Source organism: Robiginitalea rubriflava (assembly GCF_052540725.1).
The window spans coordinates 652,678-673,534 of the sequence record NZ_CP199309.1; the positions used below are offsets into that span (position 1 = coordinate 652,678).

General features: G+C 36.1%; 22 protein-coding genes and 1 pseudogene. 22 read left to right on the forward strand and 1 reads right to left on the reverse strand.

Annotated features, from left to right (window positions below):
- Window positions 1–120 precede the first annotated feature (120 nt).
- From ACT6NU_RS02975 to ACT6NU_RS03005, 7 genes are all read left to right on the forward strand, one after another.
- Entirely contained in the window at window positions 121–543 is a 423-nt protein-coding gene (locus tag ACT6NU_RS02975; protein WP_445382973.1) for an SRPBCC family protein, read from the forward strand.
- Window positions 544–697: 154 nt separating this feature from the next.
- Window positions 698–1,894, forward strand: a complete 1,197-nt coding sequence (locus tag ACT6NU_RS02980) for a serine hydrolase domain-containing protein (RefSeq protein ID WP_445382974.1) — start codon at window positions 698–700, stop codon at window positions 1,892–1,894.
- Between the two features lie 152 nt (window positions 1,895–2,046).
- Window positions 2,047–2,598 (forward strand): hypothetical protein, encoded by a 552-nt coding sequence (locus ACT6NU_RS02985; RefSeq protein WP_445382975.1) that lies wholly within the window; start codon window positions 2,047–2,049, stop codon window positions 2,596–2,598.
- 234 nt (window positions 2,599–2,832) lie between these two features.
- Window positions 2,833–3,570 carry a DUF6090 family protein gene (locus tag ACT6NU_RS02990; protein ID WP_445382976.1) on the forward strand — a complete coding sequence of 246 codons (738 nt, stop codon included), beginning with the start codon at window positions 2,833–2,835 and terminating at the stop codon, window positions 3,568–3,570.
- Window positions 3,571–3,779: 209 nt separating this feature from the next.
- Window positions 3,780–4,496 (forward strand): DUF6090 family protein, encoded by a 717-nt coding sequence (locus tag ACT6NU_RS02995; RefSeq protein WP_445382977.1) that lies wholly within the window; start codon window positions 3,780–3,782, stop codon window positions 4,494–4,496.
- A 157-nt stretch (window positions 4,497–4,653) separates the two neighbouring features.
- Window positions 4,654–5,985, forward strand: coding sequence for a serine hydrolase domain-containing protein (locus ACT6NU_RS03000; RefSeq protein WP_445382978.1), 1,332 nt, complete (start codon window positions 4,654–4,656; stop codon window positions 5,983–5,985).
- Between the two features lie 168 nt (window positions 5,986–6,153).
- Window positions 6,154–6,939, forward strand: a complete 786-nt coding sequence (locus tag ACT6NU_RS03005) for a DUF6090 family protein (protein WP_445382979.1) — start codon at window positions 6,154–6,156, stop codon at window positions 6,937–6,939.
- 69 nt (window positions 6,940–7,008) lie between these two features.
- Here ACT6NU_RS03005 and ACT6NU_RS03010 read toward each other — a convergent pair whose 3' ends face one another.
- Window positions 7,009–8,376, reverse strand: a complete 1,368-nt coding sequence (locus ACT6NU_RS03010; RefSeq protein WP_445382980.1) for a hypothetical protein — start codon at window positions 8,374–8,376, stop codon at window positions 7,009–7,011.
- Between the two features lie 401 nt (window positions 8,377–8,777).
- Here ACT6NU_RS03010 and ACT6NU_RS03015 point away from each other — a divergent pair, with 401 nt between their 5' ends.
- From ACT6NU_RS03015 to ACT6NU_RS03085, 15 genes and pseudogenes are all read left to right on the forward strand, one after another.
- A complete protein-coding gene (locus ACT6NU_RS03015; protein WP_445382981.1) occupies window positions 8,778–9,506 on the forward strand; it encodes a hypothetical protein in 729 nt (242 codons plus the stop codon).
- Between the two features lie 137 nt (window positions 9,507–9,643).
- On the forward strand, window positions 9,644–10,279 hold the full coding sequence (locus ACT6NU_RS03020) for a hypothetical protein (RefSeq protein WP_445382982.1): 636 nt from the start codon (window positions 9,644–9,646) through the stop codon (window positions 10,277–10,279).
- A gap of 82 nt (window positions 10,280–10,361) precedes the next feature.
- Window positions 10,362–11,132, forward strand: coding sequence for a DUF6090 family protein (locus ACT6NU_RS03025; RefSeq protein ID WP_445382983.1), 771 nt, complete (start codon window positions 10,362–10,364; stop codon window positions 11,130–11,132).
- Window positions 11,133–11,381: 249 nt separating this feature from the next.
- Window positions 11,382–11,648, forward strand: coding sequence for a nuclear transport factor 2 family protein (locus ACT6NU_RS03030; protein ID WP_445382984.1), 267 nt, complete (start codon window positions 11,382–11,384; stop codon window positions 11,646–11,648).
- A 765-nt stretch (window positions 11,649–12,413) separates the two neighbouring features.
- Window positions 12,414–13,232 (forward strand): CDP-alcohol phosphatidyltransferase family protein, encoded by an 819-nt coding sequence (locus tag ACT6NU_RS03035; protein WP_445382985.1) that lies wholly within the window; start codon window positions 12,414–12,416, stop codon window positions 13,230–13,232.
- A gap of 62 nt (window positions 13,233–13,294) precedes the next feature.
- Window positions 13,295–14,185 carry a hypothetical protein gene (locus ACT6NU_RS03040; protein ID WP_445382986.1) on the forward strand — a complete coding sequence of 297 codons (891 nt, stop codon included), beginning with the start codon at window positions 13,295–13,297 and terminating at the stop codon, window positions 14,183–14,185.
- A 172-nt stretch (window positions 14,186–14,357) separates the two neighbouring features.
- Window positions 14,358–14,756, forward strand: a complete 399-nt coding sequence (locus ACT6NU_RS03045; RefSeq protein WP_445382987.1) for a VOC family protein — start codon at window positions 14,358–14,360, stop codon at window positions 14,754–14,756.
- Between the two features lie 15 nt (window positions 14,757–14,771).
- A pseudogene (locus ACT6NU_RS03050) lies at window positions 14,772–15,035 on the forward strand (type II toxin-antitoxin system RelE/ParE family toxin); the annotation flags it as partial.
- 129 nt (window positions 15,036–15,164) lie between these two features.
- Entirely contained in the window at window positions 15,165–15,713 is a 549-nt protein-coding gene (locus ACT6NU_RS03055) for a cysteine hydrolase family protein (protein ID WP_445382988.1), read from the forward strand.
- 188 nt (window positions 15,714–15,901) lie between these two features.
- The gene (locus ACT6NU_RS03060; protein WP_445382989.1) at window positions 15,902–16,987 is read left to right on the forward strand and encodes a serine hydrolase domain-containing protein; all 1,086 of its coding nucleotides are present in this window, start codon (window positions 15,902–15,904) and stop codon (window positions 16,985–16,987) included.
- A gap of 58 nt (window positions 16,988–17,045) precedes the next feature.
- Window positions 17,046–17,657 (forward strand): Crp/Fnr family transcriptional regulator, encoded by a 612-nt coding sequence (locus ACT6NU_RS03065; RefSeq protein WP_445382990.1) that lies wholly within the window; start codon window positions 17,046–17,048, stop codon window positions 17,655–17,657.
- A gap of 68 nt (window positions 17,658–17,725) precedes the next feature.
- Complete coding sequence (locus tag ACT6NU_RS03070; RefSeq protein WP_445382991.1) at window positions 17,726–18,589, forward strand: acyl-CoA thioester hydrolase/BAAT C-terminal domain-containing protein; 864 nt, start codon at window positions 17,726–17,728, stop codon at window positions 18,587–18,589.
- A 295-nt stretch (window positions 18,590–18,884) separates the two neighbouring features.
- Window positions 18,885–19,034 carry a hypothetical protein gene (locus tag ACT6NU_RS03075; RefSeq protein WP_445382992.1) on the forward strand — a complete coding sequence of 50 codons (150 nt, stop codon included), beginning with the start codon at window positions 18,885–18,887 and terminating at the stop codon, window positions 19,032–19,034.
- 71 nt (window positions 19,035–19,105) lie between these two features.
- Window positions 19,106–19,873 (forward strand): DUF6090 family protein, encoded by a 768-nt coding sequence (locus tag ACT6NU_RS03080; RefSeq protein WP_445382993.1) that lies wholly within the window; start codon window positions 19,106–19,108, stop codon window positions 19,871–19,873.
- Window positions 19,874–20,032: 159 nt separating this feature from the next.
- Complete coding sequence (locus ACT6NU_RS03085; RefSeq protein WP_445382994.1) at window positions 20,033–20,791, forward strand: flavodoxin family protein; 759 nt, start codon at window positions 20,033–20,035, stop codon at window positions 20,789–20,791.
- Window positions 20,792–20,857 lie beyond the last annotated feature (66 nt).

The following is a 20,857-nucleotide window of genomic DNA, read 5'->3' on the forward strand; positions in this document are numbered from 1 at the left end:
CCGAGGTCTGTGCCTATTTCCTATCTTAGTTAAAACAAATCTTGTCTGATGGTGCGTGCGCACACAAGCGCCGTGTCATAGCCGGAACCGTTGCAGTGCATTTGATGTCAAAATAGATAAATGAAGACGATTACTTGGAAATTACATCTAAAATCTGATCCAAATACAGTCTTTGATTTACTCACTACTTCCGAGGGAAGAAACAATTTCTGGGCCGAAAAAGCATTTAAAAAAGGTAGTGTAATTCACTTCTTGTTTCCCAATGGCCAAACATATGATAGCCAGATAATAAAAACGATTCCCAACAAAGAATTCCATTTAGACTATTTCAATAGTTTGGTAAAATTTCATTTAGAGCCTGCTGAAAATGGTGGAACTAACCTTACATTAGTTAATGAAAATGTAACTGAAAGTGACTTTTCTGAGGTAAACGCCGGATGGATATCAGTCCTAATGAACCTTAAGGCAGTAGCTGACTTTCAATGTGATTTGAGAAATCATGACCCAAAAAAGACTTGGGATCAAGGTTTTGCGGATAATTAAAAAAACGCACAACAACAACGTGTATAGCCGACGCTGTGGACTAAACACAAGATTTCATTAACTTTCAGATTAATAAAATTTCGTGTAACAAAGCAATGTGCACTTAACATCGCAGGCCATACACGAGACCGTTGTAAACAACTAAAACAAAACCGTGAGAATAGTAGCGATACTTTCTATCCTTATACTGATCGGATGTTCTAATGAATCAAAAATTGAGAGAATAGATGGTTCAGAAATTGAAAAAGAACAACTGACTGAAAAAATAAAATCCCTGATGGAATCAGCAGACGTAAACGGGTTGGCAGTATCAATTCTTAATAATAATGAATCAGTATATCAGAAGACTTATGGTTATAGTAATTGGAGTACTAAAGATACTTTAAACAATAATTCCATTTTTTACGGAGCTTCCTTGAGCAAAGCGGTGTTTGCTGTATTAGTGATGCAGTTAGTAGAAGAAGGCAAAATAAATCTGGATACACCCCTTCAGAATTACCTGGACAAACCGCTTTCAGAATATGAATTTAATCGTGATTGGAGAGGTTACGACGATTTGAAAGATGATAAAAGATATGAGTGTATCACCGCAAGAATGTGTTTGTCCCATACAACAGGTTTACCAAATTGGAGATTTTTAACGAAAAGTGGATTTGATATCAATGGAAAACTTCATTTTCGTCACGAACCTGGAACACGTTACAGTTATTCTGGAGAAGGAATCTCGCTACTTCAATTCGTCGTGGAAAAAATAACAGGAAAAGGACTTGAGGCAATCGCACAAGAAAAGATATTCCAACCCCTTGAAATGAAAAGGACGAGTTATATTTATGTTCAACAGGAAAAGTTTAAGAATCAATACGTGTATGGAAACGATAAAAACCAAAAGATGATTCCTTTTGATGAAGCAGATGAAGCTGGTGCCGCAGGAACCTTATGTACGACTTTAGCTGACTATTCTAAATTTATCGAAGCCCTTTTGAAATATAAACTGATAAGTAAACACTCATTCGATGAAATGTTTAACAAACAAGTTAGTATTAACAGCAAACAACAGTTTGGACCAAATGCATTAGTTGAAACGAGTGAAAATGAGGACATCGGTTTAGGATATGGATTAGGCTGGGGTTTATTAGAAACGCCTTATGGATTTGGTGCTTTCAAAGAAGGTCATTCAGAAGGATTTCAACATTATTCAATTGTTTTTCCCGAAAAGCAAATGGGTATGGTAATTCTTTCAAATAGCGATAATGGAGAAAGTATATTTATGGAGCTTTTAGAAATAGGCATTGGGGATACTTATACACCTTGGGAGTGGGAAAATTATATTCCGTACAACAATAATCCGTAAATAACTGTTTACAACAATGTATATAGCTCATTGCTAATCAGGTTCTTAATCGAAATGTCCGTGCCTTTTTACGCGCAACGAGCCCTATACGAGACCGTTGTAGCCGATTCAAAGAAATTCACAATTGATTATTGAAACCTAATAATAGGTAAATGATTAAGCTGAATAAAGACATATTAATTCCATTAGGGATAGCAACTATTGCGATTGCAATATTCTGGATTGTTTCTTTAACTCTAAACTCGGTAATAGCATTTATTCCCGCAGTAATTGTATCGTATATATTTTACTTAAATACTTTTTATAGGAAAACACCAAGCCCAGAAAGAATACTGCCTCTTTACTTGTTGGCATTAGGAATTCAATTTATACACTTTACTGAAGAATATTTAACTGATTTTACAATAGAAGTTCCTAAATTATTGGGTCTGGAAGGATATCCAATGGATTATTGGGTAGTATTCAATATGTTGGCTTATTCTGTTTTTATAATTGGTGGTATCATCTTGTTTAAGAGAATTAAAGAGTTTATGATAATCCCATTATTTTTCATTCTTGCGGGAGTAGTATTAAATTCCATAGCTCATATTCTAATTGCAATTTATGTAGGTGGATATTTTTCAGGGCTTTATAGCGCTTTAATTTATGTTGTTATTGGACCATTATTGATGAAAAGAGTCTTAGATGAAACGAAAGTAGTGTAGATGATTAATAATTTTTAAATAGTGTACTGGCTACAACAATGGTTATACCGAACGCGGGTTAAAGTGCTGATATAAAATGAATTATAATAAATATACTGTTCGGCAAACGAAAAGTAAAGTGTCTTGAAATCCCGCACTACTCATAGCCGAGACCGTTAGCCTTCATTCCCGATAGTTATCGGGACCAACAATTAGCAAATGATAAAATTCTTTAGAAAAATACGCTACGACCTTATGGAAAAAAATAAAACAGGAAAGTATTTAAAATATGCCATTGGAGAAATTGTTCTAGTGGTCATTGGAATTTTGATTGCACTTTCTATAAATAATTGGAACATTGAAAAAAACAATAGAATTGAAGAAGTTAAAATACTTAAAAATCTTCGTTCAGATTTTGAGGCTTCAATTAAAGAATTAGATGAATTAAATAAAATTAGAAAATCTTCTTTATCATGTATAAAAACTATTTTTTCAATTATTGAAACCAAAACAAATCCTTATTCTGAAAAGCAGTTAGACAGTTTGGTAATGTACGCTTCGGTACCACCTACTTACAATGGACAAATGGGAACCCTGGAAATGCTTTTTAATTCAGGAAAGGTGAATATTATTTCAAATGATGAAATAAAAAATCTTTTAATTACTTGGCCAGGACTTGTTGATGATGTGACGGAAGAAGAAATAATACTTAGAGACTTAAGCTATAATCAATATGATAATAATAGTAGTAAATACTTATCCAAGACTAACCAAATGAAGCTGTTTAAGTATAGAAATATTCCTTTTCAATCAATGCCAAATGGTGCTATGAAGTCCAATTATGATGGATATTTTAAAGATTCTGACATAGAAAATAATTATGCTATGAGAATGTCACTATTGTTGCTTATAGAAAATGGATCAGAAAATTTAGTACAGGTAGCAAAGTATATTATTAATAAGATTGACATTGAATTAAAAAATAATAAATAACGAAAGCCTAACAAGCGACAATCACGATCATGCTTTCTTCGTCAGCACGACGGATGTCGCAGATCCGTTGTACTTCATTCCCGATAGTTATCGGGACCAACCGCTAACCAATGATAAAATTCTTTAGAGGGCCGAACGGATAGCAAAGGTCTTGCAGACCTTTGTAAGTGAGGAGCCAGACGGTGCGCTGGCCTTAAAAAACAAAAGACATGATCAAGTTTTTCAGAAAAATCAGACAGAAACTACTCTCTGAAAATAAATTCAGCAAGTATCTGATTTATGCCATTGGTGAAATCCTTCTAGTAGTAATTGGAATTTTAATTGCACTGCAAATCAATAATTGGAATGAAAATCGAAAAGTCCAGAAGGAAATTCGAGAAATCTACAACCAAATAGTTTTTGAACTAGATAACGATATAGCTGAACTTTCGGAAAATTTGAATTGGTATGAATCTATAAAGCCTGTTTTCGATAATGTTGTTTCAGATTCCAGAACAGTAGAATTATTGGATGATGGATTATCTAGAATAATTGCTGGAAGTCCAAATACTATCCTAAATAAATCAGGAGTTGAACGCCTAAAAACAATATCTGTTAATGATAGCTTATCGTTGAAAGTGATAGAAATGTATGAGCAATTAGAGTGGTTCATTAGAAAAGAACAAACAATTTCTGAAAGCCAAAGATTATTGACCATTAACTATAAAGATAATTATAGTTGGTATCCTGAATGGATAAACAAAAGAATAACAAAAGACAACGGCAGTCCGGAATTACAAGATTACTTCGTGAACAGTCAAGAGTACAGGCATAATGTAATCTATATTTACCAACAGGTTTATAATAATTACGTACCTCGATTAAGAAGAGGTATCCCTCAAATAAAACAAATCAGAAACGAGTTGCAAAATGCAATAAACAAATAACGAAAGCATAACAACGCGTATAGCACATGCCGTTGCAAACACAAAAATTCATTACCTTTTAATTCAATAAATTTTCGTGTCAATTACTCTGCTGAATCCCGATAGCTATCGGGACTGCACGAGCCATACACGAACATGTTGAGTTTTAATAAAGAAAATGAAAAAATATTACCTCATACTGTGTGTGCTCGTTATAATTATCAATTCTATTACTGCCTTTGCACAAAAAAACACAACAATAGAATCTAAAATTGACGAATATCTGCAGCCATATCTAGACATGGACGCATGGAGTGGAATTATTTCCATATATGAAGATGGTGAACCGATATTTCAAAAAGCATATGGATATGCGGACCGTGAATGGAAAATTCCCAATACAAAGGATACCAAATTTCGCATAGCATCAATATCCAAGTTATTTACAGAAGTGGCAATCCTGAAACTGGTTGAAGAAAATACTATTTCGTTAAGCGACCCTTTATCCAAATTCATTATAGATTATCCCAGAGGCTCTGAAATTACCGTTAAGCAATTGTTGAATCATCGTGCGGGAATACCTCATTTAAACAATTTTCCCCATTACAATGACCTGATTAAATATGACTATGAAATTGATGACATTATAGACTTATTTAAAAACAAACCTTTAGATTTTGATCCTGGCCTTCGATATCGATATAGCAATTCCGGCTATGTCTTATTGGCCTATATCATTGAAAAAGTAAGCCAAGCGAAATATGGGGACTACTTACAAACGGAAATTTTAAACCCTCTAGGGCTAGCCAATACCGGAATTGACAACAACAAGCAGATATTAGAAAAACGAGCCAAAGGATATATGTTCAATAGTTCAGGAGATTTAGCAAATGCGGACTATGTAAATATGAGTATTAAAATAGGTGGTGGTTCTATGTACTCTACAGCTGGAGATTTAAACATTTTTCTTCAAAGTCTATTTAGAAAGGAATTAATTCAGAGTTCATTGAATGAGCTTCCGAACTTTAATGAAATAGAAGGAGAGCAAGCCTTCCAGGCAAGCGGGAGGGTCCAGGGATTTTGCCATCAAATTACACATAGATTTTCAAGTGATTTAACCGTAATGGTTTTGGGGAATCACTATTCGAATCTAGCACTACCAATTTCAGATGACATTTATAATATCTATTCTGGGAACCCTTATGCCATTCCTTTAAATTATCTAGGTCAGGAAACTCAAGTTCCCGTTGAAGAACTAAAGGCATATGAAGGCAACTATGATTTTGGGTTTGGCCCCATACGTAAACTTCTGGTAAAAGGGAATTCGCTGACTTATGGCGCGGCTGACATGGATTCGGCAGACAAGTTAATTTCTCTAGGAGGTAACCGTTTTTTTTACATTCAATATTGGGTTATTCTAGAATTCAGTGATAGTGAGAATGGTAGATTTAAAACCTTGGAATGGGTTATGGGTAAAAACAGATATCCTGCGAATAGGGTAATAAACTAAACACAACAATGTATATAATCCATTAAAACGGCTTATGCACTTGCCCGTTAGCCTTAATTAGAACAAAAAAAGATTAAATTCTTTAAAGGGCCGAACGGATAGCAAAGGTCTTGCAGACCTTTGTAAGTGAGGGGCCAGACGGTGCGCTGGCCTTAAAAAACAAAAGACATGATCAAGTTTTTCAGAAAAATCAGACAGAAACTACTCTCTGAAAATAAGTTCAGTAAGTATTTGTTCTATGCCATTGGTGAAATAGCACTTGTAGTAATCGGTATTTTAATAGCCTTGCAGATTAACAACTGGAATGAGGAAAAGCAAGAACGTAAAAAAGAAAAAGTGCTCTTATCGCAATTGCAATCGGATTTCACAAGTAACCTGGAACAACTTGATGATAAAATAGAGATGAGGAACAATATGATTTTAGCGTCACTGAAATTACTTGAATACGTAAATCATCCGGAAAAAAGAAATATTGACAGCATTTACACCAAAATAGGATTTACTATAGTAGCACCAACATTTGATCCAATAGTCAATGATATTTTAAGTTCAGGAAGAGTTCAACTATTAAGAAACAATGAACTCAAAGGCAAATTGTCTAGCTGGACAAGCGAGGTAGTACAAGTAACTGAGGAAGAAGCTAAATGGGCGCAATATGAAAACAGGCATTATTCAACACTACTCGAATATGGTTCCATGAGAAATATTCTTGACAAATTCTGGAAGAACAATGTGACTGAATCTTATCTTCTGGATAAAGGCAAAAAGTCGAAGTTTGACGTTGGAAATTCGAACAAAGAAATTGATCTCAATCATTTATTAGACCATTCTAATTTTGAAGACCACATCGCTTTTTGTGCTACTTTGGCAAAAATTGCAAATAGCCAGTCAGACATTTTAAGAAGCAGAATTATTGAAATTCTGGATTTGATTGAACTAGAACTCAAGAAGTAACGAATGGCCAAAACCAGCTATAGCCCATCGCCCGACAGGGCGCGGGAAGTTTTCCTACAATAGGGTTTATTAATCATTCCCAACAAAATTGGCCCTTCCAAAAAATCTACGGTTCACGAAGTTATTGAGGTTAGAACCAAACCGATAATTAAATCCAAATCTGGTATCTATGTTGTAAGCTGAGGGTAAGGTAAATCTCCCGCTCAGAATATCCTGCTCGGTGAAGTCTCCGGATGCCAGGTATATCTGGTCCTTTACGTAGTTGCCTTCTGCCCTTACATAGAAAGAAAAATTCCCGGTGATACGGACTTCTGCTCTGATATTCAAGCCTGTGGACCAAAAGCTAAAATCATCCAGATAATTTCTCAGACGATATCCCACCTCCAGGTTTCCCCAGCGTCTATTTAGTCCCAGGCTGGCTCTCAAACTTTGAAGGACCCTGGTTTCTTTAAGAACATCGTAAATCGTTTCTTCCACATATCGATTATTCCTGACTTCAACCCCATAGTTCACTCTTAGAAATCTGGAATTCTGCACGGCTTCCGGGAAAAAATTATACTCTACAGCTGGCCTGAAGCTGGTCTGAAACTGATAATTAAGCCGGGTGTTCTGACGCCCTGCAATATCATATCCATAAGACCATTGGGGGGAAATAGACTTCACAAGCTGGTGGCTAAATCCAAATTCTGAAACGTCAAAATTACTCACAACCTCATCGATGATCTGGTTACCGTCTCCATCAAGAACCGGATTGCCATCGTTATCAACTCTTGGTACTTTTTGAATCGTTCTTCTCAGCCTTTCATCTATTCTCCCGGACAGGGATATTTTCCATTTATCCGTTATACGGTTAATATTGATGTCTCCACCAATATTGATTTCACTGCTCAATTCCTCTAATTCAATGTTCGCATCGCTCCCCACATTAAAAACCCAGTAATTCCAGGGATCAAGGCTTTCCTCACTTGTATCTTCCAGAGTGCCAGGGTCAGTCTTCATATTGATTTCGATCTGCTCTCCAGCTTTGGTTTTCGCAACATACGGAGCTAAACCTAATTTGATAAACCGGGTTAGTTTTTTCCGCACTTCAAAGTCTGTGTCGGTCTGTTTGTTATCTACATAGAGGGTGTCTGTTCTTCCCGCATGAATGTTTTGTTGCCCAATAAAAATCAGTTGGTATTGTCTTCCCCCTCCACCAGACCTGTTCGAGTTAATCAGCAAAAAGACATCAGCCCTCTGATTATCCCTGTAGAAGTCTACGGCCGTAATTTCTGTCCTAATATAATCTAAATCACAGCCTCCATCCCACCGCTCGCAGCCATCTATAAACACCCCGAGTTTATTGGGAGTGCTGTTATTATCAATTAATGTCTGACTGATTGCAGGAGGATGAAAGGAAAAAAATGCCAGAATCAATAAAAGAGGTATTATTCTCATTTGATTAGAGTTAATTCAAGTTGGCAGCACTCTTAAGAGCTATATCAGATGCAAGTTGTTATCGCTAAAATTGCGTTTTACCCTTATTGCTTAAAAAGAAGTGACTATTTTAAATGAAAAAGCAAAGAAAATGATTGTCCATTTTTTGCCAGCAACAAATGTAAGCAAAAGCGGTTTCGAATTGGCATGTGAACAGAAGTGAAAATGAAATAACCCCCATTATTCCAACTTAGGATTCTTTTTTAAAATAAAATGAAAACGCCAGAATCACGAACGAATTTAAGTAAAGAACGTTGCTGCCAAAGCGCTATAATCCGCAGCTGCTTTCTTATAAGTTTGGACTATTTACATATATTTAAGAACAGATATAATACGAGCCTGGCAACATTTAAAAACAAACTATGAAATACAATAATATCATAATTCTGCTAATTCTAGTTTTTACTTTTTCTTGTAAACAAAAAGAGACAACAAAAGATACTGAAACTGAGATTGGAACGGAACCCAAAATGTTAGTAACACATTATTACTCCGTTAAGATGGAAAACGGAATTGCAGTAAAGGATAGCCTAAAAGACTGCTTCTCATGTAATCAAGCAGAAGTCTATGACAGAAATGGAAAACAAACGGAATTACGTTTTTATAAATCGAATATGACAGATATGTATGGATATGAAATTTATAATTACAACAATGAAGGATACAAAACAGGCTCAAAATACTTTGAAGGCGATTCATTAACTACGATTTACAAATATGATTTAGGTAATGAAGGCCGAATTTTGAAAGGGATGGCATTTAATGCAAAAACAGATGAACCTTTATATGGTTATTTAAATGAATATGATAAAAATGGAAATCACATTTCTACCGGGTCTTTAAACTCAAAAGAAGAAGTTATTGAATATTATAAAAGGACCTTCAACGACAATGGAATAGTTGTTTTAGAGAATATAGTTGACCTTGAAGATAATCCCACCTTCAAGGTTAAATATGAATACAGACCTCAGGCGGATGAAAATTGGACTGAACAACTTACTTATTACAACGATGAACTTAAAGAAATCCGGTATCGAGAAGAAATAATTATAAAGGGTGAAAAAACATTGCCCAAAAGTGGCGATAAGTAATTGCTTGTTCTTGGCTACCTCCGAATCCCGATAGCTGTCGGGACGCAAGGTTTTTAAGTTTATAAAGGGCTTTCAACGTTTAGTTCTAACCCACGCAACTGCTCATAGCCCGGGCAGTTGGCGGTAATATAAATAACATGAAAATTAAGACTATAATTGGACTATCGATTTTGGTCGTATTTTGTTCTTGTAAACAAGTCAGGCATAATAGTTCAGAAAACGCAGTAAACTCAATTACTGAAAGTGTTTCAGACAATGGAATTCTGATCCAAAATCATATGTATCGCGGAACAGAGTACACTGATTCATTGGGGAATAACTATAAGCTGAGATATATTCCAATTACTATCACTAATGAGTCCGGTGTTCATGTGGAAGCATCAATTGTATTCGATAAAGAATATCAATATCCCAATGCTGATGAAAAATTCAAAGTAATACCTCTTCCAACTGAATGGGCAGTTGAAGGCAAAGGAATTACTGAAATGATGCGGAATGAATTAAAGGACTACATAAACCAACCAAAAATGAACTTGTCCTTGGAACCTGATGAAACTATTAAAATTGGGATTGGAACCCTATACCCCCTGCCTCCTCAGAATGGTGGCATTGATGTCAAAGCCTTATTCTTAATAAGTGACAAAACCTTATATGAGCAATGTAAATGGTTATCAGAAAATTGGCAACAAAAGAAGCCAAAGAAGTCTTTAGCCCTTAAGTTAGATTTTGAGGGGTGTATTATTATTCCTTGTGGCGAATTTCACTTTAGATAAAAAAAGAAAACTACCGCTAACAATGTATATAAGCCATTAAAACGGCTCATATACTTGATCTTCAAGAATTAAAAAATAATTAATGATAAAGTTCTTCCGTAAAATTCGCCAACGATTGCTGAGGGAAAATCGCTTTAGCAAGTATTTACTTTATGCCATTGGTGAAATCTTGCTTGTGGTTATCGGGATTTTAATAGCCTTACAAATCAATAACTGGAATGAAAATCAAAAATTGAAAGCAGAGGAAATTAAGTTGTTACAAGTTTTCAAGTCAAGTATTGAAGCGGACACAACGAGGGTGATTGGGTATATTAAGGATTTTGATTTAAGAAATGACTATATTAATGTTATCCTTCGTCATATAGAAAAAGATTTGCCGCATCATGATTCCATCAATGGTTATTTCATGAATTCAACTGCCCTTTGGATGCCCAGGCTTGACCAGGAAGTTTTTGCCACCCTTACCTCCACTGACCTGAATATCATTTCGAATGATACTTTGAAAAAAGATATCATCTCATATTATTCGTTTGCAAAAAGAAGATTTGATGTTTTTATTAATCGGTATGCCGATATAATTGAAGATGCCAGTAAGAATATTTTTCCTTCCCGATTCAATGCGCTTTGGAACAATAGCTGGAATGACCCAGATAAAGAATTTAGTGGCGGAAGGTTGATGATTCCAAACGATTATGAGGCATTGAAAAATGACAAAGAGTATCTGTATTTTTTAAGAAGCCAAAAGAACCAGTTATACTGGTATGTTAGATCCCCTTTAAAAGACGCGAAACAACATGGAGACAAATTATTGGAATCTCTTGAATATGAATTGAGAAAACTTGAACAAAAGTAACCAGAGGATAACAAGGCGCACATGTAAAACCAGCATCAAATTTAAATTCATAAAATATTTTTATCATGAAAAATCTAATTATGGTATTTACTTTAATAATTGCGCCAGTTAACCTGTCCTTCTCTCAAGAACCTGCTACTTAACAAGAAATTATTAATCTCTCTAAAGAAAAATGGCAATGGATGGCAGATAAAAATGTGGAAGAACTTGCTAATCTCTTTGACGCTAAATCCAAATATGTTCACATGAGTGGAACATGGAAAAAAGAGAGAGCTTGAGATTATTGAAACTGGAAATATTTGGTACAAAAATGCCGATGTTCATGATGTTGCCGTTGAAATAATTGGCAATACAGCAATTCTCTGGAATCGGAGAACTCTTATAGCAGTGGTTCGTGGTAATGAAGTTTCCAATGAATTTACAGTCACAGAAATATATCAAAAGCAAGATAATGACTGGAAACTATTGGACTTGACATTTAGCAGTGTTCGTGACACCCATGAAATTGAACACTAGATACGCTAATAAAAAGGGCAGCACACCACAACGGCTATAACCATCGATTCGGCTGGCGCGTCATAAATCTCAAATTCCAAATTCCAAGAAATCACTATGGAATTTGTAATTTGTTTTTTGGAATTTCCGGTCCCGTCGGGCCATAGCCAGGGCCGATGGCATTAATTAGAACAACAAACCAATCAAGATAATCAATGTTTCAAAAAAACCCCTCTCCTGTTCTTATTGCAATAGCAATGATCCTTATCATTTTGAATTATGACTTCGGTGTGGATTTCAGTGCTAAAAAATTCTGGTTGTTTATTATTTCATTGATTGTTCTTGCTGCTGCAATTGTCCTGATTTACAACAATAAAAACACTGGTAATACACCTTAATAACAACATTTAACATATTCCTTTTCAACTGGTACTATTGCCAACAACGTGAATAGCTCACGCTGCGGGCTAGCACAAAAAATCACTAACTTTCAGAATAATAAATTTTTGTATTCCCGAGCAGTTCGCACTTAAAAGCGCGCTCCAATCACGAACACGGTATCAAAAATATTGGTGAATCACGGCACAACGTGTTTGCCACCGCGCAGACCGCACATCAGACAGTTGTGTTCCATTTGACTTAACATTGCCTCATCTGATAAACATCAAAATAGAACCCTCCTTATCCAACATAATTACTTCTTAAAACCAATAGGCAAGCCATAATTTAATTTTATCTTTATGCTATTCCTGGTATCTTCCACACTACGGTTTGCAATACTATTACATGTCCAAATTACCCAAAGAGAATAAATTTGTTGATCTTTCAGACTATGGAAGACCCATAGCCAAAGTTATCGCGAACTCATTAAAGAATACTGCTATAACTCCTGTACACCTTACTATTGGATTTATAATATCTGGCCTAATTGCCATTTATTGTATTATACAGGGGTATTATTGGCTGGCTGCATTCTTTCTGATTTTTAAGTCAATTTTAGATGCTGCAGATGGTGAATTGGCTCGCGTAAAACAAAAACCATCGTATACAGGTCGTTATTTGGATTCTGTAGCAGACATTCTATTGAATGCTTTATTTTTTATTTCTATCTGGTATATTACCAATACTACCATTTGGACTTGCATTGCGGCATTCATTGGCTTGCAATTACAAGGCACGCTTTATAATTACTACTATGTCATTTTAAGAAATAAATTTGATGGCGATACTACCAGTCGTGTGTTTGAAAACAAAACTCCAAAAGCATTAGATGGCGAAAACCAAAAGCATGTGAATATCCTTTTTGGCTTGTATAAACTGTTATATAGTGCTTTTGATAAAACCATTTATGCCTTAGATAGTAATGCAGATAAAGGAGCAGTATTGCCCAATTGGTTGATGACTTGTGTTTCTACCTTTGGTTTGGGTTTCCAACTGCTCATTATTGCAGCTATGCTTGTATTAGGCTTGAAAGCCATTATTCTGCCTTTCTTTTTAGTTTATACAGTCATGGTTTTTGTTTTCATTGGTGTCAGAAAGTTTTTCTATCCGGAACTGAAAGTGAAAGGTGAAAAACACGACTCAACAATGTATATGAAGTCATAGCTTCTTTGGGTTGCTACGTTTCATATACTGACCGTTGCCGGTAATTAAAAACAAATTGAACCATGAGAAATAGCAGTATTAAATTCTCAGTATTGGCATTTATACTCTTATTAAGTGCTTGCAAAACCGAGAAATCAAAGACAAAAGAAAATAATTCTTCCGCCGAAGAAAGACTTTATCTTGACCAAGAACCTCCTGGTTTAACACCTGAACCTTTCGCATCTGATCTGGTTTCAACAGGAGGTTGGGAGTACAGTGGAGTCTTTAGTCCTGATATGAAAGAATTTTATTTCCTCAGACAAGTTGAAGGAACTGAGCAACAAGAATTTGTTGTCTACAAAAATGTGGGGGATAAATGGAATGAGACAGTCATCTCTTCTCGCCAGGGACAGCCTTTTATTTCTCCAGATGGCAAGACAATGCATCTGGGCAGGAGATATAAGGAACGTCTGAAAAATGGAGACTGGTCTGAAATAAAAAAACTAGACGCGCCTTTCGATAGTTTACTAATCATGCGTCTTACAGCTTCTTCAAAAGGGACTTATTATTTTGATGAATTCAAACAGGATTTTACAGGCGATATTCGCTATTCAAGATTAATAGATGGTAAATATGAAGAACCAAAATTACTCAGTGAAAAGATCAATACTGGAAAAAGCTTTCATCCTTTTATAGCACCCGATGAATCTTACTTACTATTTGATAGTGAAAGAGAAGGCGGTTACGGCGATTCTGACATTTATATTAGTTTTCGTCAACAAAATGGTTCATGGGGCAATCCTATTAATTTAGGAGATAAAATAAACACCAGTGCTTGGGAAGCTTCTGCAAGTGTAACACCAGATGGAAAATATCTATTCTTTAACAGGAATATGGGCTCAGATAATTATGAGAATGTAGACATATTTTGGGTAAGCTCAGAGGTTATAGAAAAACTAAAACCACAAGAATAGAAAGATTACTGGCGCCAACGCGGTGTATAAGCAATAGCTGCATCAGGGTTATACTGAGGTCAAAGCAATTCAGTAAGTTGATGGCTGTTTGAATGTGCTAGGTTTTTAAGGCGCTATTAATTTTTTACCAGAACCTTGAGTATAATCTCTGAGAACAAATAGATTAGATAGAATGAAAGACAATGCAGGTACTTTTCGTTTCACATATTTTACCGATAAGTATAATGAAACTTTTGACTTTTACAAGATCAGCTTAGATTTTAGTTTAGAACATTCCTGGGATAGAAATGAAGATGATAAAGGCGCTCTTTTTAGGATTGGTGAAGGGTTGATTGAAATACTACAAAGGCCCAAAGATTCTGAAAATAAGTATCCTGCTTTGGACTATCGCATGCCGCAAGGTGTTTTTACCGGTATCCAGGTTTGGAATATAGACGAACTATTTAATACATATAAAGCAAGGGATGTTCCTTTCAAACAAGAGATAATTGATCAACCATGGGGCCATAGAAGTTTCTATGTACGGGAACCAAATGGGTTGGTACTGGGTTTCTATGAAGAAAAATTCTGACTCCAGAATACACCTTCCAACCCACTTGAAAAACTGAGTGGAAACCTCATGTGCTTTTATAGTATCCGTATAAACAAGCAATGGCGAATGATTTTCAAATGGCATAAGGGAAATCGCCAAATTTCTGGAGCTGCCGCACGGCGCCTGAGTGAATATTCTGGGAATTCTGCAAAGATCCGGCCTGGACTTCAAGATAATTATGAAATCCTAGCGGAGAGGGAAGTGAAGAAGGATGAATTTTATGAACTTCAGAAGTTTGAGAATAATAACGACGCCTAAAAATGGCTATAGCCCATCGCCTGCCCGGGCTTTGTAAATTTTCCTACATTAGGGTTTATTAATCAAAACCGGCTTGATCTGTCTATAGTGGCGCCTGGCCATAGCTGCAAGCGTTAGGCTCAATAAAAAGTGAAAACTGCGATATTAATCATAGATATGCTGAATGACTACTTCCAGGATGGGAAGTTGGCTGATCATAGAAAGATATTATGTGATAAAATAAATGAGTTAACAGGCCTGGGCAGAGAAATAGGTTTTGATGTTATTTGGGTTAGACAAGAATTTAAGAAAGACCTGAGTGATGCTTTTCTGATTATGAGAGAAAAAAACATATCCAAAACCATTGAGAAAACAGAAGGTTCGCAAATCCTCAATGAACTGATCATACACGAGAATGATTATGAAATTGTAAAGAAGCGTTATAGCGCTTTTTACAAAACCAAACTTGATGAAATCCTAAGTCGGGCAAATATCGAACAGCTGATTATCTGCGGAATAAATACCCATGCTTGCGTTAGAATGGCGGCAATAGATGCATATCAAAGAGACATAAAGGTTATAATAGCGACCGACTGCGTAAAATCGTATGATGAGGAGCATCACAAAATTACCTTAGGTTATCTGGGAAGTGGAATTGCAAGTCTTATGGGGAACGAAGAAATTAAAAATAAATTCTGAGCCCAACATTGGCTATACCCCATTGCTTCCTTCTCACAAAAAGAAAATCCCTAAATTTAATTAACCAATAATTGCCAGAGGTAACAGCAACTCCTGCCTGGCTGTTTTGCCATGAGCCGTTTTAAGGCAAAATACCTGCCCGAGTGATCTTGCATAGCCGGGGGCCGTTAGGCTTAATAAAATATAGAATGAGATATTTTTTACTGCTAATCCCATTTGTACTTCAAGCAACCTTTTTAAATGCACAAAAATCATTTGATGAATCTTTAGTCTTCACGGATAAGGTTTTAAGTGAAATTACGGCAAGAGAAGACATAGTTGGGACATCAATAACCATTGGGCTTGCTGATTCCATTCTGTTTTCAAAAGGATATGGATTAGCTGATAGAGAATTAAAAGTGCCTACTCAAGATTATCATAAGTTCAGAATCTACAGCTTGTCAAAACATATTACAGCAATTGCCGCAGCAAAATTACACGAGGATGGCTTGCTTGATCTTGACAAGAAAATAATTGAATATATCCCATTTCTTGACGAAAATCTTCATATGATAACATCCAGACAACTTATTGGGCATATTGCCGGAATCCGTGCCTATAAAGATGAGGAGTGGCAAAAAGTATCGAATAGTGTTTGCATCACTCCCTTTGAGTCTATTATCTCCTTTCAGAATGATCCGTTGGAATTTAAACCAGGCGAGGCGTATTCCTACACCTCATTTGGCTATGTGCTGTTGAGTGCGGTTATTGAAAAAGTGTCAGGCCAGCCATTTATGGAGTATCTGGAAGAATCGTTTTTCAAGCCATTAAAATTAAATATCACCCTCGATAACGCAGATGAAATTGATAATTTAACTGCTAAGCCTTATGAATATTGGAAAGGTACAATGTATAATGCCAGATATGCTAACAACACTTGCAAATTTGGAGGCGGAGGCTTCTCGGCCTCTTCTAAAGACGTCGTATTGTTCAATCTGGCCGTACATCAGGGTAAGGTATTAAACCAGGAGTCCTTGAATATGGTTATGACATCAATGAGGCTCAACAACGGAGACAAGACCAATTATGGATTCGGATTGCAGTATGATACAGATGCGAAAGGACGATATTATGCATGGCATAGCGGGCGTAGCAGAGGTGGAAGAAATGCGTTGGTAATTTACCCAAAAAAGAAACTGGTTGTATGTATTTCGGCAAACACTAATGGAGATGGAATAGTAGAAGAAGCTGAAAGTATTGCACAATCCGTTTTAAATGAAATGGAAAAAAATTGAGCCTGATAATGTATTTACACTATATGCTGCTGGAAACGACTTATATGCTATCCGTTAGTTGCAAGCTCAAGAAACGCTCGCACATAAATTGAACTACATCGAAACAACAGAAAATATATTCGCTCATTTTGAAAAGTTTATCAGACTTTCTGAAAATTTGAACTCTGAACTGACAAAACGAATAAAACCGATAGCGTTTCGCAAGGGAGACCTGGTATTAGATGCAGACCAAATTTGTACAAAAAGTTATTTTATCAAAAAAGGAATTCTTAGAACTTACTTTATTAAAGACGGAAAAGAAGTCAGTGAATATTTTAGCGGAAGTAATGAATGGGTCAACTCACCTCGGAGTTTTATGCAAAGAGAAAAAGACATATATTATATTGACGCCATAGAAAATACAGAGGCCTATTTTATAACGGCAAAAGACCTTGTCTATCTTTTTGACAATTTTCCGGAAATGGAACGTTATGCACGCCTGTCTATGGGAACTGTTTTTGGTCATTTTTTGGAACGTATAACCTCTATGAGGTTTACATCAGCAAAAGAAAGATATCTTCATTTTCAGAAAACCTACTCTAATATTTATCATCGTATCCCATTGGGAATGGTTGCTTCGTATTTAGGGATAACTCAAGAAACCTTAAGCAGGGTTAGGGCTCAAAAGTAATTATTTGATTTAAGTCAAAAGTTCTGATTATTCTAATCAGTAGCTTTAAGTCTGAATTAAAACACATAATGAAGCCAAAAACCAAAAGACTACTATTCATTATCGCTCTCGCTCTCATTTCTGGGCTAGTTTACATCTTTACTTATGTGCCAGGTCTATCAAAAAAACACGGAGTTGTCGAAACGCTTTTGTACCTGGGAGATTCTGACAATCAGCCTCTGATTGTAGCTTTTGGAGGCGCAGAAGGTGGCATTGACTGGCACAGAAACCACATGAAAAGTAAAAGGGATAGTCTAATTCAAAAAGGCTATGCGATTTTGGCGATTGGGTATTTCAACGCAGAAGGAACGCCAAGAAATCTCGACAGAATTTCACTGGACGCAATTTCAGACACGATAATGAACATTGCTAAAAATCCAAAAATTGATGAGTCTAAAATTGCACTTATCGGAGGTTCACGTGGTGGCGAATTAGTCTTGAATTTAGCTAGTAGGTTTGACCATTTCAAGGCAGTTATTGCAATGTCAACATCAAACGTTAGCTTCCCTGCAATTACTTGGTCTGCAAACACTTCTTCTTGGACTTATAAAGATAAAGAGGTTCCTTATGTGCCTGCACCTTTTAAAACAATCGGTCCTGCATTAAAAGGAGATTTGTTAGCAGCTCACAAAATGATGCTTGAAGATAAAGAAGCTTCAAAGAAAGCAGAAATTGAAGTCGAAAACATTAATGGGGCCATATTAATACTATCAGGGAAAAATGACGGCCAATGGCCAGCATCAGAAATGTCTGACCAATTAATTCAAAGATTAAAAAATAAAAATTTTAAGTATTATTACCAGCATGTAAAACTAGAGGGTGGACACATTGCCCCTTTAGAAAATTTCAATTTCGTTTATGATTTTTTAGATAAATATTTACCAGCAAAATGAACAAAGCCCGCAGCTGGCTACGTACGAAAAACATGGCAAAATTGCTAAATGGAAGTGTCTGTGTGAATTTGCCCGTTGCCAAATTTTGAACATTTGGATTAATTAAAAAAGAAAAGACAATTAAAAAAACGACATTAGCTTCATCCAAATAGAATGGCTTATAACCGCCATGCTATTCTTATACCAGCCGCTGGCAAGACTGCTGACAAACCAAACACTTATAATTAATTGAGTGCAACTGAACACAGGGAAGCTAAAAACTGAATAGAGTAGGCAATCATTAAATTATTTCAATATGAAAAAAATAATGACCCCTCTTTATTTCTTTGCTGTTTTGCTATTAATTCAAAATAGCCCTGCTTTGGCACAAACGCCAGACAATTCTGCCCAAATAAAAGAAACAGTCCTGAATTATTTGGAAGGCATGGAATCCAATAACCAATGATTAAATTTTTCAAAGGGCAGAACGGATAAGTGTGTAGCCAGAAGGTGCGCTGGCCTTAAAAAACAAAAGAAATGATAAAGTTTTTCAGAAGAATCAGACAAAATCTACTCACTGAAAATAAGTTCAGTAAATATTTGTTTTACGCAATTGGTGAAATCATTCTTGTTGTAATCGGTATTCTGATTGCATTACAAATCAATAATTCCAACGAATCGAATAAACAAAGGGCCAAGGAAGTTCAGTTCCTGAAAAACCTGAAGAGTGACTTAATTTTTGAAGAAAGCGAGCTTGAAAGCTATATCGGAATAAGAGAAAGTATAGTGAGCTCTGCTCAAATTGTACTTGAACACTTCAATGGCAAGCCAGTGGAAAATTTACATATGTTTAATTTCCATACGTTCAACGTGGGTATATGGCAGGAGTTTCAGAGAAATAACAACACATTCCTGGAGCTGTTAAATTCAGGCAACCTTACCATAATTTCAAATGATTCAATAAAAAATGGGCTCCTGAACTTAGATTTAATTCACAAAAAAATAATATCCGATCGGGAACATCTGAGAAACGATATGGAGCATTATTTCTATGATCCCTGGTTTAAAACTGTTGATTTAGACCCCTTTGCCCAAAGTTTTGTTTTCTATGCTAACAACGGGGAATTTGATAATACTCCCCTTTCAAAAGAAGAAATTGATAGCCTGATAAGTGATAAAGTATTTAAGAATGGATTTGTCTTATCAGTATTTACGAATTCCTTAATTATCGATGAGTATAAGAGAATGAAAGACCTGAACAAAAAAGTAGTTGAATTGATTAATAAGGAAATAGCTAAAGGCTAGCCTTCTGTAACCACAATTTGTTGTATTGTTCGCTGCGCTGGCAATGGTCGATTCGACGGCGTCCTAATCCACTTTTAATTGCTAATTTAATCGGTAACTGAGGGTTATATGATTCGTTGCCCGCAATAAAATTTATATAAACAATATAAAAGCAAAAAAATGAGCGAACAACTTAAGAGTATAACTGAAAAGCATTGCAAAAATCCACCTGCAAAATATGATGACCTTAAAGTGCTGTTTCTTAATTGCACATTGAATCGAACGCCGGTACAATCGCATACAGAAGGTTTGATTAAAAAGGCTCAGATGATTTTTGAGTCGGTTGGTGCTTCAACCAAAATAATTAGACCTGTGGATTACGATATTCCTGCAGGATTAGGCCTTGATATGTCCAAGACTCCTGAATGGGATAAGGACGATTGGCCAATAATTCAAAAAGAAGTGGATGCCTGTGATATTTTAATTTTATGTACTTCGGTTTGGTTAGGAGAGAAGTCATCAGTATGTAACCGAACCTTAGAACGCATGTATGGATATACACATCAATTTAATCAAAAAGGGCAATACAGGGATTACGGAAAAGTTGGGGCTACCCTCATCACGGGGAATGAAGATGGAGTAAAGCACTGTGCAATGAACATCTTATTTTCGCTTTCTCATATTGGCTATACCGTACCCCCACAGGCGGATGCCGGCTGGATGGGTGAAGCAGGACCTGGACCATCTTATATGGATGAGGGCTCTGGAGGTCCGGAAAATGATTTTACCAATAGGAACACCACTTTCCTGGTATGGAATTGTTTGCACTTGGCGCGAATGCTAAAAGACCAGGGTGGCGTGCCCGCGTATGGCAACCTTCCAGACGAATGGAAAGCGGGCTGTACCACTGGGATGGATAGTCCGGAACATAAACGCTAGTGTAATGATAAAAGCACTGGTATCATTCTTTAAGAAATTGAAGCAAGAAACTAAAGCCAAAACAGC